The 12,985-nt window shown below is 68.9% G+C and carries 13 protein-coding genes; all 13 read right to left on the bottom strand.

Translation table 11 applies throughout. The features are described from left to right. A partial coding sequence (locus Q0C59_RS07490; RefSeq protein WP_291213702.1) for a putative baseplate assembly protein occupies positions 1-1,859 on the bottom strand: 1,859 nt, incomplete at its 3' end. After that, positions 1,860-2,249: a GPW/gp25 family protein gene (locus Q0C59_RS07485; protein ID WP_291213700.1), complete on the bottom strand. Its 390-nt coding sequence runs from the start codon at positions 2,247-2,249 to the stop codon at positions 1,860-1,862. Beyond that, entirely contained in the window at positions 2,249-3,895 is a 1,647-nt protein-coding gene (locus tag Q0C59_RS07480; protein ID WP_291213698.1) for a hypothetical protein, read from the bottom strand. The genes Q0C59_RS07485 and Q0C59_RS07480 overlap by 1 nt, the downstream gene beginning before the upstream one ends. A 4-nt stretch (positions 3,896-3,899) precedes the next feature. Next, positions 3,900-4,586, bottom strand: coding sequence for a phage baseplate assembly protein V (locus Q0C59_RS07475; protein WP_291213695.1), 687 nt, complete (start codon positions 4,584-4,586; stop codon positions 3,900-3,902). Next, positions 4,583-5,674, bottom strand: a complete 1,092-nt coding sequence (locus Q0C59_RS07470; protein WP_291213693.1) for a phage late control D family protein — start codon at positions 5,672-5,674, stop codon at positions 4,583-4,585. Before Q0C59_RS07470 ends, Q0C59_RS07475 begins: the two co-directional genes overlap by 4 nt. A 23-nt stretch (positions 5,675-5,697) precedes the next feature. Beyond that, on the bottom strand, positions 5,698-5,868 hold the full coding sequence (locus Q0C59_RS07465; protein ID WP_291213691.1) for a hypothetical protein: 171 nt from the start codon (positions 5,866-5,868) through the stop codon (positions 5,698-5,700). 19 nt (positions 5,869-5,887) lie between these two features. Beyond that, complete coding sequence (locus Q0C59_RS07460) at positions 5,888-6,877, bottom strand: hypothetical protein (protein ID WP_291213689.1); 990 nt, start codon at positions 6,875-6,877, stop codon at positions 5,888-5,890. Between the two features lie 2 nt (positions 6,878-6,879). Next, positions 6,880-7,452: a phage tail protein gene (locus Q0C59_RS07455; RefSeq protein WP_291213687.1), complete on the bottom strand. Its 573-nt coding sequence runs from the start codon at positions 7,450-7,452 to the stop codon at positions 6,880-6,882. Next, the gene (locus tag Q0C59_RS07450) at positions 7,452-9,077 is read right to left on the bottom strand and encodes a phage tail protein (protein WP_291213686.1); all 1,626 of its coding nucleotides are present in this window, start codon (positions 9,075-9,077) and stop codon (positions 7,452-7,454) included. Before Q0C59_RS07450 ends, Q0C59_RS07455 begins: the two co-directional genes overlap by 1 nt. 19 nt (positions 9,078-9,096) lie before the next feature. Further along, positions 9,097-9,540, bottom strand: a complete 444-nt coding sequence (locus Q0C59_RS07445) for a phage tail protein (protein ID WP_291213684.1) — start codon at positions 9,538-9,540, stop codon at positions 9,097-9,099. Between the two features lie 35 nt (positions 9,541-9,575). Continuing rightward, complete coding sequence (locus Q0C59_RS07440; RefSeq protein ID WP_291213682.1) at positions 9,576-11,420, bottom strand: phage tail sheath subtilisin-like domain-containing protein; 1,845 nt, start codon at positions 11,418-11,420, stop codon at positions 9,576-9,578. 45 nt (positions 11,421-11,465) lie between these two features. Further along, positions 11,466-12,284 (bottom strand): hypothetical protein, encoded by an 819-nt coding sequence (locus Q0C59_RS07435; RefSeq protein WP_291213680.1) that lies wholly within the window; start codon positions 12,282-12,284, stop codon positions 11,466-11,468. Further along, positions 12,281-12,868 carry a DUF4255 domain-containing protein gene (locus Q0C59_RS07430; RefSeq protein ID WP_291213678.1) on the bottom strand — a complete coding sequence of 196 codons (588 nt, stop codon included), beginning with the start codon at positions 12,866-12,868 and terminating at the stop codon, positions 12,281-12,283. Before Q0C59_RS07430 ends, Q0C59_RS07435 begins: the two co-directional genes overlap by 4 nt. Between the last annotated feature and the right edge of the window lie 117 nt (positions 12,869-12,985).

Raw genomic sequence — 12,985 nt, 5'->3', positions numbered from 1 at the left:
GACAGGCCCAGCGGCACGTATTCGCAGCCGATCACATACAGCTCGGTGGCCAGCGGCACACGCGCGGACAGGTGGGCGTGCACGCGCTCGATGAAGGGCCGGTCGGGCCGCGGGTTGGGTGCGGGCGCGAGCGCGGCAGACGGCAGCACCATCACGCTCACCACACCGGGCACGTTGAAGCGCCGGTCACGCGGCTTGAAGCGCGGCATCACCTCGACCCGGCCCACGTCGGCCGCGGGTGTTTCAAGCGCCAGGCGTTTGAAATCGTCGGCCGTCACCGCGCGCTGCTGGTGGCGCAGCGTGGCCGGGATCCGGCGCTCGGCCTGGGGCAGGGTCTCGGCGTCTTCTCCGCCGTCCATGGGCAGGGGCTGGTGCACCTTCATGGCGGGGGCACGCTGGCTGTTGATCAGCGTGGCAGAGATCTCGCTCAGGCTGCCGGGTGCGAGGTTGCCCGCGCGCCCACCACCGAAGCGCCCGCGCGCCAGGCGCACGCGCATGAGCCGCTCGGGAATGCGGCCGCGCACGCCGTCACCGAAACGCAGGGTGCCGGCTTCGGCGTCGAGCTCAAACGCGCCGGCCTCGCGCGCCTTGAACGGATCGGCGCTGATGGCAGCCAGGTCGTCCACGCGCTGCCACGGTTGGTAGCCGCGCCCGCCAGGCTCTTCCACCTCGATCACCAGCGTCTCGCCGTCCACCGAGCCGGCGGGCAAGGCAAACGTCTGGTCCGCAGCGCCGGTGCTTGTACCGAGCACCTGGCCTTGCAGCGTCACGCGCTGGTCCACCTCGGCGGCGTTGATGCCCAGCCAGGTGAGCGGCAGGCGTTGCACCTGGCTGCCCGGGCGCGGGCGCACGCGCAGCCAGGCCACCAGCCGCGCGGCACGCGCCGCGTCGTCCAGCCGGGGCGGTGCGTCGCCCACGCCGGCCAGCGGGTTCACACCCACCTGGTTGGAGGGCACCCAGATATCGTCTTCCCCCGGCAGCGGCAGGCGCAAGGTACCGGGCCGCGTGAAGCCGTGCGAGGTGTCACTGCCCGGCAGCGGCTCCAGCGTGAGGTAGTCCAGGGACTGCGTGCCGGGCTTGCGCGTCACCATTTCCCAGACCACCGGCACCTCGGCCAGCGGACCCACCTCTTCGAACAACGCGGGCAAGGGCAGCGCGGGCACGATGCCCAACGAGAGCAGCGAGGGCACGCCGGTGTCACCTCCGCCGAGCGCGGCGCGCACGCTGTCGTTCACATCCTGCTGTTCCAGCGGGCTGGGCGCAGCGGGTGCGAGCAAGGCGATCCACAGGGCGCGGTCGGTCGAGCGCTCGAACACATCAAAACCGCCCGGCTCGGCGCGCCCTTCGCCAAACACCGCGAGCGTCTCATAACCCTCCACCGCGCCGCTGATGCGGTGCACGCGCGAGAGCCCGCTGATCACGTCGGCCATGCGGGCCGCTTCGGCATCGGTGAGTTTGCGTTTGATGTAGGCCTCGCCGGTGACCGGCAGCACGGTGGTTTCACCCAGGGTCTCGAAGGGCTGCGCACCCTTGAGGCGAGCGCCGGGCAGCAGCGAACCCGCGCGCAGATCGGCCAGCGGCTGCGCGTAGGAAAGCCCCACGATGCCGCGCGCCGGCTGGGCCGCGCGCAGGCCTTGGCCGAGCAGTTTCAGAAACACCAGGCGCTGGCGCTCGGGGATCAGGTTGGCCCGATAGAGAAGCGCGTCACCCAACCACGCGAACAACTCCAGCAGCGTGCGCCCGGGATCGCCCTGGCGCGGGTTGGTCCACTCGGGCGTGTGCGCGGGAATGCGCGCGATCAGGTCTTCAACGAGATCGTCAAAACGGCGGTCGTCGAGGCTGGGCGGGATGATGGGCATCTAGGTCTCCAGCTGCACATTGACATTCATGCGGCCCGGCGCACCCGTGCGCGCCAGCCGGTACTGGATCTCCACCCGCAGGTGGCTCGGTGCATCGGGCACGTCCCACACCTCCACCGCATCGAGCAGGATGCGCGGCTCCCAGCGGGTGAGCGAGTTCTGCACCAGATCGCGGATGCGCCGGCGCGTGGCCAGGGTGTTGGGCTCGTGCAGCAACCGGTCGAGTCCGCCGCCGAACTCGGGGCGCATGAGCTGCTCGCCGGGGCGGGTGCTCAACACGATGCGGATGCCATCGCGCACGCTCTTCTCCAGCGCCGGCCAGGCCAGCTGGCCGTGCTCGTCGGGCAGGCCGAGGAACGGGAATCCGATGGGAGCTGCGGTCGTTGCCATCAGTCGCCTTTCTTCGGAAACGGAATGCAGATCTTGATGAACGCCATCCACTTGAAGATCAGGTCGAACAGGCTGAGGAAGATGCTCAGCACGATGAAGGCGCACAGCGTGATGATGGGGATGCTGAAGCTGCAGATCCAGCCGATGGTCATGCCGGGGCCCGAGGGCGGCTTGCCCTCCATCAGGTCTTTCGGGTTGCCGCCCAGCAGGCTTTGCAGCGCGGGCGGCACGGTGAACGACACGTTGGGTTTGAGCGAGGCCAGCAGGCCGGGCGCGGTGATGTCGGGCAGGTCGATGCGCACCGGCGGCGCGCCCGAACCCTCAAACCACGGCGCGATCACGAACGGCTCGGTGGCGTCGCTCCAGACGATGCGCGCCGGGCAACCGCACTCGGGCTTGAGGCGCACGAAGGCCCGCACCACGTACTGCGCGCCCGGGTCGTCAAAACGCCCGGGCGCGGGGTTGAGCTGCACAAAGCGCTCGGCCACGGCGCGCGAGAGCGCCAGCCGCAAGGCACTGGCCTGGTGACCCGGCAAGGCGGGCCAGCGCACCGGCATCTCGGGTCGTGCGGCCTGCCCGTCGCGCTGCACCAGCACCTGCACCGCCTGGCGCAGAAAGACTTCGGCGTTCACCGTGCGCGCCACCGTTTCGCCTTCGCGCAATTTCAGCGGCAACGCGATGGCGGCGAGCTGCAGGCGCAACGCCTGCGCCGTCGCAGAGGTGCCGGCAAAGGCGTTGAATTCACCGTCCAGTTGGCGCAACAAACGCAAGAAACGCTGCATGCTGCTGCGTGAACCACCGCCGGGGTGCAGGCGGTTCCAGTGATCCGTGCTCAGACCCTGGGGCCGCAACGTGGTGGCGATCTCGGCGGCTTCGGTCCAGGCCGGGTTCAGCGTTTCGCCATCGAGCGGAAATTCCATGGCCTCGCCACGCAGGGCTTGCACCAGGTGGTTGCGGAAATCGGCGCTCTCGGAGCCGAAGGTGTTGTCCTCGTCGAACACCGGCGCGGTCTCGGCCTGCTCGCCGCTCACCGTGGGCACGATGCCGTAATACACCGTCTTGCCCGCAGCCTTGCAGACCTCGGGCGGCGCCACGAACATGGGCACCACGTGTTCGTTCAGCAGCGTGTCCTCGCTCTGCAAGGCGAGCTGCACCAGCTCGTGGTCGATGTCGGCCACGCCGGTGTGTCCGCTGTGCAACCGCAGCTGGCTGGCCGGGTCCCGCGCGGCGCCGCCAATGCGCTGCACCGGCAACCAGCCGCGCAGGCGCCCGCGAGAACGCATCCAGCCCTCTTCTGTGGCGCTGCCGGCACGGCGCACACGGCGAACCACCAGCCCGGCCGATTCCACGCGGGCCGGGTCCAGGCGCGGTGTGCCGGGTGTGTCGCACCAGGCTTCGAGCATCGCCAGGTGGTGCTGGCGCTGGATGGGCTGAAACAGCTTGAGCACCTGTCGCTGGTTGCGAGCCGCAGCGCGTGTGGCCAGCAGCCTGGCGCGGCCCTCGGTGCTGGCGATCTCGTCGAGCACGGCGTCGATGAAGTCACCGTCAGACCGTTGCAGCAAGAGCGGCGCACCGCCCGAGGCCACACCGCGCGGCGCACCCAGGGCCACGTCGTGCGGAAGTTGCTGCGTCAGCGTGCGGGCCATGGCGTCACCAGATGTTCCCGGCGCCCGGGGTGTAGCTCGTGGAAATCACGGCGTTGGTCTGCAGCACATCGCACTTCACGATGCCCGAAAAATTCGACATGGCCGCGTCCACCTTGACCATGCCCGCGCTCACCTCCACCTGTGCAGCGGTCACCTTCACCTTGGCCGACGCCGTGATGCTGATGCCCGCAGCCTCCATCACCACCTGGTTGCCGTTGGCGTCTCCCAGCGTGATCGTGCCCGGCCCGTCCTGCAGCGTCACGGTCTGCCCGCCGGGCGTCTCCAGCGTCAGCGTTTCCTGGCCGTCCTCGTCGAGGATGGTGATGGCCACACCGTTCTTCGACTTCAAACGTTTCGTCTTGTGCTGGCCTTGTGCGAGATCGGCCGGCGAAGGCGAGTTGCCGTTCCACAGCCCGCCGATGATCAGCGGGTGGCGCGCGTCGCCGTTCATGAAGATCACCAGCACCTCGTCGTCCACATCGGGCAGGAAAAAGAAGCCCCGGTCGTTGCCGGCAAACGGCGCCACCACGCGCGCCCACAGCGGCGCGTCCTGGTCGCTCACACCGTCGTGCGCCAGCAGGCGCACCTGCACGCGGTTGCGCCCCGCGGGGTCGTCGAGCGACACCACCTGCGCCAGCGCCCCCGCCTGCAGCCACGCGGCAGGTCGGTCGAACAGACCGTCGCGCTTCATGCGCCCTCTCCCAAAAACGCACACTCACCGCTGAACTCGGTCCGGTAGCCTGCGGTCTGGTCGTACACATGCGAGGCGGCGCACACGAAGTAGCGGTTGTCGAATTGCGGCGACAGGCCGGTGACCGACACCGTGGTGCCCACGCGGATCGCAGGGTTGCCTTCGCTCAAACCTTCGATGCGCACGAAGCGGCGTGCACGCTGGTCCAGTGCGGCGGTGGCCACGGCGCGCGCCTCCGCGTCGCTGCTCACCGCGAGGTGGCCGATGTGTTCTTGCCGCGTTCCAAAGGTTTCGTCCAGCCACGAGAGGCCACTGCGCCCACTGCCCGGCCCGCTCTGCTTGATCTGCGTGGCCTCATGGCTCACCGCGCTGCCGTCCACCGGGTTCCAGCCCGCTGCGCTGGTGGCGGTGACCTGCTGCGACAGGTCGGCGATCACGCGGGCGCGCATCAGCTGACCGAACAGCGCCAGCTCCACCTCACCCCGCGCCACGTCACCGCGCGGTGACACCTGCAGCTCATCGCCCACGATCTGCAGGTCGGCGTCGAAGCGCGCCAGCAGCCGGCGCAAAAAGGCCAGGTCGCTCTCGTTGATCTGCGCCCAGGTGTCCACCGGGCTGGTGAGGCCGGTGACGGTGGGGCGCAGGTTGAGCGCACCGGCCACCTCACGCACCACGTCGGCGGGCGACATGTCGGTGTAGACCTTGCTGCGCCGGGCCAGGCGCGCGGCCTGCAGCGCGTCTTCGGCCAGCACCGTGATCTCGGGCGCGCCACCCATGCTGAACAGGAGTTCGATGGCGCTGACCTTGCCGCGGAAAACCTCCGTGGGTGACTGCACGTCACCGGCGTACACCGTCAGCTCGGCGCCCAGCTTCAGGTCTGACTGCGCGCCAAACGCCTGCTCGGTGCCGCCCGCCGTGGTGCCCACCCAGTTGGACAGGCGCAGTTCGAGCCGGCTCATGCCACCCTCGCTCTCGTCCATGCGCATGGCGACCAGCAGGTTGGACAAGCGCACATCGGCCTGCCCGGCCAGCCGCAGCGTGGGGCGCGCGCTGTAGAGGGCTTGTCGGCTGAGGGCGGTTTCGGTCATGGTGAGTTGCGCTGTGGTGTTGCTCAGTCGGTGTGCAGGCGCCAGTCGCGCTCGGTGCGCAGGTCCAGCGCCTGCCGCATCGCCTCCAGCGCACGCGGATCGTCGGGTGCCGCAGCCTCGCTCGCCTGAGCAACGGGAGGACTGGGCCGGTCGGCCGGCACTTCGGCGGTGACTTCCTCAAAGGTGATGGGCATGTGTGTCTCCCCGTTGTGTTCAGTCGAAGGCGATGCGGGCCTGCAGGTCGGCGGCGGCGCCCACGTCGGTGCCCAGGCTGCCGGCGCCCGATCCGCGTGCCATGCCGCCCGGTGCAAAGCCGGTGGCACCAGCGCTCACCTGCGCGGCGGGCAACAGGGCCTGGGCGTTGGGCAGCGATGCGCCGGCGCCAGCCCCGGTACCCACGCGCAGGCCGGTAAAGGCGGCCCCGGCCGTGGCGCCGATGCCGGCGCCAGCGCTGGCCCCCAGGCCAACCCCGATGCCTCCACCGATGCCCACACCAGCGCCAGCCCCGAGCGACAGCGAGGCCGACGCAAAAGCAGCCGGTGCGCCCAGCGACACGTTCGCATCCACCAGCAGCGAGGCACTGCCGCCAAAGCGCAAGCTGGCCGAGGCGTTGGCGCTGGCCACGGCGCGCGCCGCACGCGGATCGCCGCCCGCTGCAGCCACACCCGACGGCCCGGCACCACCGGGCACCTCCATCGCGGGGTTGGGCTTCTGGTCTGCCGACGAGGCCGGCGCGCTGGCGCTCTCGAAATTGGGTGCGTCGCTGGACAACGTGAGGTTGATGCCCGCGCGCAACGGCACACCGTCGTGCGAGAACAGGTCCAGCGTCTCCTTGTATTGCTCCACCGTGCCCACGAAGCGGTAGGCGCCCCAGCTGAACTCCACACGTGGCGGGGTCTTTTCGTTCTCACCGCCGAAGGGCTTGAGCATTTGCGCCATCTTGTCGGTGGTGCTGCGCACGTCTTCACCGCCCTTGACATCACCACCGAGGTTCCCGGCGGTGGTGTCGAAGACCAGGTCCATGGTGAGCTTGGCCACAGTCGCACTCACGAACTGGCGGCTGCCCGCGCCCTGGCCTGCGGGGCCCAGCGTGTTGGACACGGTGTACTGCAGCGAGGCCGGGTTGAAGTGCACCTTCACCACCTGCTCGGGCGCCGGACTCAGCGTCTTGAACTCGGCCACGGCGATGGTGCGCTCAAGCATGGTCAGGCCTTGGGGAAACTCAGGGTGAGGCCTTCGTGGGCCAGGTGCAGCTCTTCCACCGCCACCTCGGTGGCACGGGCATTGAGGTCGGCCGCCTTGAACTTCACCGGCATGCAGCGCGCCAGCGACCATGTCATGACCTTGTTGCCCGCACCGTCGAGCATGTCGATGTCCACGTCCATGCGCGCCGCATAGTCGCCACCCGAAACCAGGGCGAACCACTTCCAGAGGTGGCGGTTGTCGGTCATGCCGCGCTTGAGGATCACGGTGGCGTGCGTCACCTGACCGGCGCGCTGGAAGGCGTGGTGGTTCACTCCACCGCTGCGGATCACCTTGGGCTCCATGGTGGCCTCCAGGCCGGTGCATTCGGCAAAGGCGCCCTTGCAGACATCGACCTCGCTGCCCTGGCTCGTGCCCGCGCCGGACTGGCGGAAGCTCAGCTGAAAACGGAAGGGAATCAGCGCTGCCGGCAGCTGTGCACCTGCGCCAGAACCGGTGTTCGAGCCGGTGCCATTGCCCAAGCCGATCGACACCTGGGCCGAGGCGCTGGCAGAAAACTCGCCACCGATGGCCATCACGCGGCCTCCCGCACACGGGCGAGGCTCGCACCCGCCGCTGCGAGCGCCAGCACCACCGTGATGCGCTCGATGCTGTGTGCCGGCAGCACGGTGATCTCGGCCACGAGCCGCCCGTTGTCGAGGTCGTTCTGCGTCATGGTGCTGCGGTCGCAGCGCACGCTGAACGCATCGGTGGGCGTGGCACCCGCCAATGCGCCCACGCGCCAGAAACCCTTGAGCAGTTCTTCAAAGCTGCGCTCCAGCCTCGCCCATGTTTCGGGGCCGTTGCCGTCGAACAGCACGCTCTGGCCGCGCAGGCGCGCCGCGCGCAGCAGGGTGGCCATGAGGCGGCTCACACCACCGCTGCGCCACGCCGCATCCACCGACGTGGTCACGTCCGACTGCAGCGCCCAGCCACCGGACTGCTGGGTGAAGAGGCACACGCGTTCGGCCATTTGTGCGCTCGGCGACTGCGGACCCGCGCCCCAGCCAGGCAGCGGCACGGCGCTTTGCAGGTCGCGCAGTGCCGGCATGGACGTGTCGCCCGCCACGCTGGCGTGGGTGCCGCGCGCCAGCGCGCTGCGGGCGATCAGGCCGGCGAGCGCGCCATCAGGCGGCTCCAGGCCTTCGGGCAAATCTTGTGCGGCGCGTGTGACCAGCCATGGGTAGCCCAGTTGCACGAAGGCGCTGGCGATCGACAGGCCGCTCGCGTCCACACGGCCTTCGGCTTCCAGCACGCCGCTGCGCCGCAAAAATCCCAGCATGTCGCTGTGTGCGTGCACGCCACCGTCACTCACCGGCCGGCGCGCATCTTCGCGCGGCAGTGGAAGCGCACCGACGAACAACATCTCGCGCTGGTGCTGCGCCAGAAAGGCGCGCACGCTGGCCACCGCAACGCGCCAGGGGCCGTAGCCCGGGCCGTCCAGGCGCGGTGCGTGCAGGGCGCGCAGGCCGGCGTCGCGCGGCAGGGGTGGTTCTGCGGGACTGCACTCAACAAAACCTTCAACAGGTGGCTGCAGGGGCACGGTGACCGCCGGCGCCAAAGGTTCGGTCGAACACGCGTCGGGCAAGTCCGGCAGGCACAAGAGGCTGGCCTCGGAAAGCCCCACCACGTGGCCGATGCCGCGCCAGGTGCGCGGGTCCATGGGCTCGAACGCCTCACCCACCGGGTCGCGATCGCTGAAGCCGGGGATGAGCCGGGCCAGGCGCGCGCGCCGCTTCGCTGCGCGGTTGGAAGCCGATTCCAGAAACGCCCACGGGTCGCCCACGCGCACCACCACCGCGCGCTGACCGCCCCGCGCAAAGAAGCTGCGCACTGCGGCACCCAGGTAGGTGGCGCACAGCGAGGGCGCACCGCTCACCACGTCGGGTGCGCGGCCAACCAGGCGCGCGTCCCACGCAAAAAGGCGGTCAAACAAGGCCCAGCTGTCGATCACCACCGGCACGTTCTCCAGCGCCTCCAGTGCATCGGCGCCCTTGCGCCACGGCCCGTGCACCCAGCCCGCGTCGGTGAGCTGGCGGCGCACCGACATGGGCAAGGGCTGCTCGCGCCGGCGCGCCACGAAGCCGACGAAACAAGCCACGTCGGCTCGCTCGGGTGCGGTGCGCAGCTCGGGTGCGGCGGTTTCGAACACAAGGCTCATGGTGAATGTCCGGCGTGCTTCAGGCGGAGATTTCCATCGCTTCGGCCGAGAGCGCGATTTCCTCCATCGCCACGTCGCCGCCGCCCTTGCCCGCCAGCGTGGGCCCGGTGTATTTCATCGGGATCACGCCGCGCAGCACCCAGGTCTGCACGGGCGTGTGGGCTTCATCGAGCAGGGTGATGGTCACGTTGCGCTGCGCGGCCGGGCCCTGAGTGCGGGTCTGGCTGATCCAGTCGAACAGCGTCTTGCTGTTGAGGATGCCGCGCTTCAAGGTGACGTCGGACACCTTGTGGATGCCGGCGACCTTGCGCACGTGGTTTTCCTTGTCGTTGCCGTTGCGGTACTCGGCCACGGTGACTTCGGTGCCGATGCCGCTGACATCGGAGAAGCCGCCGAAGACCTCGCCGCCGTCGAAGTTGACGAGGTAGTTGAAGGCGCCGTAGGGCGTGGTGCGGTTGGCCATGGTTCAGCTCCTGATGGATCGGGTGAGACGGGAATTCACTCGCGGGCGTCGGCCGTTTTCTGGCCGATGCGGAAGATCACGAACTCGGCCGGCTTGATGATGGCCACGCCGATGAGGCAGATGAGGCGCCCGTTGTCCAGGTCGTTCTGCGTCATGGTGCTGCGATCGCAGCGGACGAAGAAGGCTTCGTCGGGCGTGGTGCCGAGCAACGCGCCGCTGCGCCACTCGTTGTAGAGAAAGTCGGCCACGGTCTGGCGGATGTTGGCCCACAGGCGCTCACCGTTGGGCTCGAACACGGCCCACTGCGTGCTGCGGTCGATGGACGCTTCGAGGTAGTTGAAGTAGCGCCGGTCGCTCACATATTTCCACTCCGGGTCGCTGGAGATCAGGCGCGCGCCCCACACGCGGTTGCCACGCCCGCTGAAGAAACGCAAGCAGTTCACACCGGCCGGGTTGAGCAACTCCTGCTGCGCAAAATTCACGTCGATCTCGAAACGCAATGCGCCGCGCACCACCTCGTTGGCTGGTGCCTTGTGCACGCCGCGCTGCACGTCGTTGCGCGCGTAGATACCGCTCACAAAACCCGAGGGCGGCAGCGCGATTTCTTTGGGAATGTCTTCGCGACCCGGGCGCGCCAGCGGGTTGCTCACCACCACCCACGGGAAGTACATGGCGCCGTATTTGGAGTCGAACAGTCCTCGGTACGTGCGCGCCGTGGTGGGCAGCAGATCGGGCGGCGTGTCGAGCACGGCGATGCGGTAGGCGCGGCGCCCTTCGGCGTGCGCAATGAGCGCGCTGGCAATGGCCTGCGGGTTGTCGTCGTCGTCCACGCCGTAGGCCGAACTGCCGGGCGCCGCAACGATGGACACGTCTTCGAGCGAGGCGATCTCAGCCAGTGCGAGCGCGTAGTCGGTCGACGTGGGCTCACCGCCATCGGTGCCACCCGTGAGCGTCCAGCTGCGCTCTATCTGGCCATTGGCATTGGCCGCCGCTCCGTTCAACAAACCGTTGTGCAGATCGATCGGCAACACGTCGCTGCCGATGGTGATCGCGAAAGCGTTTTGCAGGTGATCGCTGCGCCGCGACGGGCTTGCGGCGAGCACATGGCCGATCCAGCGGGGATGGTGGGCGGCCAGGCCCAGGTCTTCGTAACTCTGCCCGTCGCCATCGGCATCGAAGGTGCTCACCTGCAGCGTGACGATGTGAGGCGCATTGGCCAGCAGCGTGGCCACCACGCCGGCAGCAGCACCGAGGTTGTTGGCAGGCCGCCAGGCGCCATTGAGCTTCACGTGGTGCGAGGTCGCGCCGCCCGCCACGGTGCGCAGCATCGTGCCTTCGGGGCTGTTGGCCACCGCCGTTTCCGACGCGGGTGTGGCGATGGCGCGCACAACGATGCGCCCGTTGCCGCTCGCACCGGGAAAGCGCGCCTGAAACGCAATCGGTCGGTTGGCCGCCACGGCGGGCGCAGCGGGCACGGCCGGCGGCACACCACCGGGACCCGCAGGCACCGCCTCCACCGCCGGAACGGCCAACGTGCCCGCCACCAACAGCTGTGCCGATGCCGCACCGCTGCCCACCACACGCGAGACATACAACCGTGACCCGCCTTCGTTGAAGAAGGCCCGCACCGCATGCGCCAGGTAGTTGGTGCCTGGCACGCCGGCGCCCAGCGACAGGTCGGCAAAACCGCCGTAGATGCGTTCGAAGTCGCCGTAGCTGGTGAGCAGCTCGGGCGATTCGGGCGTGTCGTTGTCCACCCGGTACGGACCCTTGCGGGTGGGCCCGACAAACGCGGTGGTGCTGGTGCCCACCCCTTCGATGCTCTTGGCGCGGAAGCTGGTTTCCTCAACGTAAACGCCTGGCGCGAGGTATTCAGGCATGGTGTTTCTCCTTGTGAAGTGCGGGTGGGAACATCGCGAGAGTCCTCAGGGCAGGTCGATCCCGAGGGAGATGTGCTGCGGTCGACCGGCCGCCAGGCTGACAACCGCGCTGGCCTGCGGCAGGCCCGCGCGTGCTGTTTCAATGGCCGCAGGATCCACCAGCGGCAAGACGGAGGGCACCCGACCCAGCTGCACCGCGGCCTGCGGTGTGCGCACCACACTGGCCGGGTCGGCCACGGCCTGCAGTTCGGCCGAGATCTGCGTGACGATCACGGCACCGGGCTCGGTGGACCATGTGGTCACGGGCACACCGGCCACGGGCACCAATGCTTCTCCACGCCAGTCCGACAGGCCCAGGGCGCGAACCGCGCCCGCAGCCACCACGCGCAGCAGCACGCCGCCCAAGGCATCGCCGCTGCCTTGTTCGAACACGCTCACGCTGATGCAGGCCCAGTTGGCGCCGACGCGGCCTGTGGCCGAGGGGTACATGGGCACGGTCAACGGTCGGAACAGCGAGTCGGGCTGGCTGGCGTTGGCCGGGTCGGCGTCGCGCGGCAAGTCCACGCGAACCAGCCGCGGCAGGTAGTCTCCCTGCGGGTCGTAAACGGTGAGCATCAGCGCCAGAGAGCCCACCGCCACATCGCCGGGAGCTGCGGCAAAAGCGGCCGCGTGGTGCGCCAGCGGCAACCATTCGTGGATGACCAGCAGCCCGCTGCGGTTGCGCTGGATGCGCGCACCCTCGGGCCCCTGCACGCGCAGCGGCCGGTCCAGCGCCGCACCGGTGGTGGCGTCCACACAGCGCAAGGCGCCCAACACCCGGCGCTCTGCGCGTTCAACCTCGCGGGCGTTGAGCAGCAGCGTCACGAGGCGGCCCCCGCGCTGTAGGCGTAGCGCGTGGCCACCACCGGCGCCGCTTCGGGCAACTCATCGGGGTCCAGCCGCACGGTGCGAGCGATGTAGGAAGCCGAAAGCCGGTACGAGGGTTCCAGCGCGTCCCAGATGCGCATGATGTCTTCGGTGGACAACTCGGCGGGCACGATCTGGATCACTTCGTCGGCATCCCAGGCGGGCTCGGGCGACAGCGACGAGGCGTCCAGCAAGGGATGCAGGTGCAACTGGCGCATGGCCCAGGCCATCAGGATGTGTTCGTCCAGCGCGGTGCTGCCCCAGGCCGAGAGCAACACGTGCAGATCCAGGCTCAGCGGCGCAGGCAGGGCCTGCGGAGCACGGGACGGACGCTGCTGGCGGCTGTGTTCATTGACCGTGGCGCGGTAGAGGTAGAGGCTCACACGGTTGCCCTCGGTGGGCGGGTTGGCCATCTCCTGAGAAGACAACACCACAAAGTCGCAGGACGGCATGTCGGTGCCGTTGGTGGACGCCGGGTAGGTGTTGTTCAGGAAGGTTGCAATCGAGCTGCAAACCGAATGAATCGCCAGAACGTTGGCCATGGCTTCACGTCCTGAACCAAGCTGACACTGTGGGCCGACAGCCCTTTGAACGATGCATGGCGCCCCCTCCCTGAAGTCGTCAAACCGTTATGGCAATGAACCTTTTAAGATCACTAC

This window comes from Hydrogenophaga sp. (assembly GCF_022844385.1).
Classification (GTDB): Bacteria; Pseudomonadota; Gammaproteobacteria; order Burkholderiales; family Burkholderiaceae_C; genus Hydrogenophaga.
This window is presented reverse-complemented; position numbering and strand designations above follow the sequence as displayed.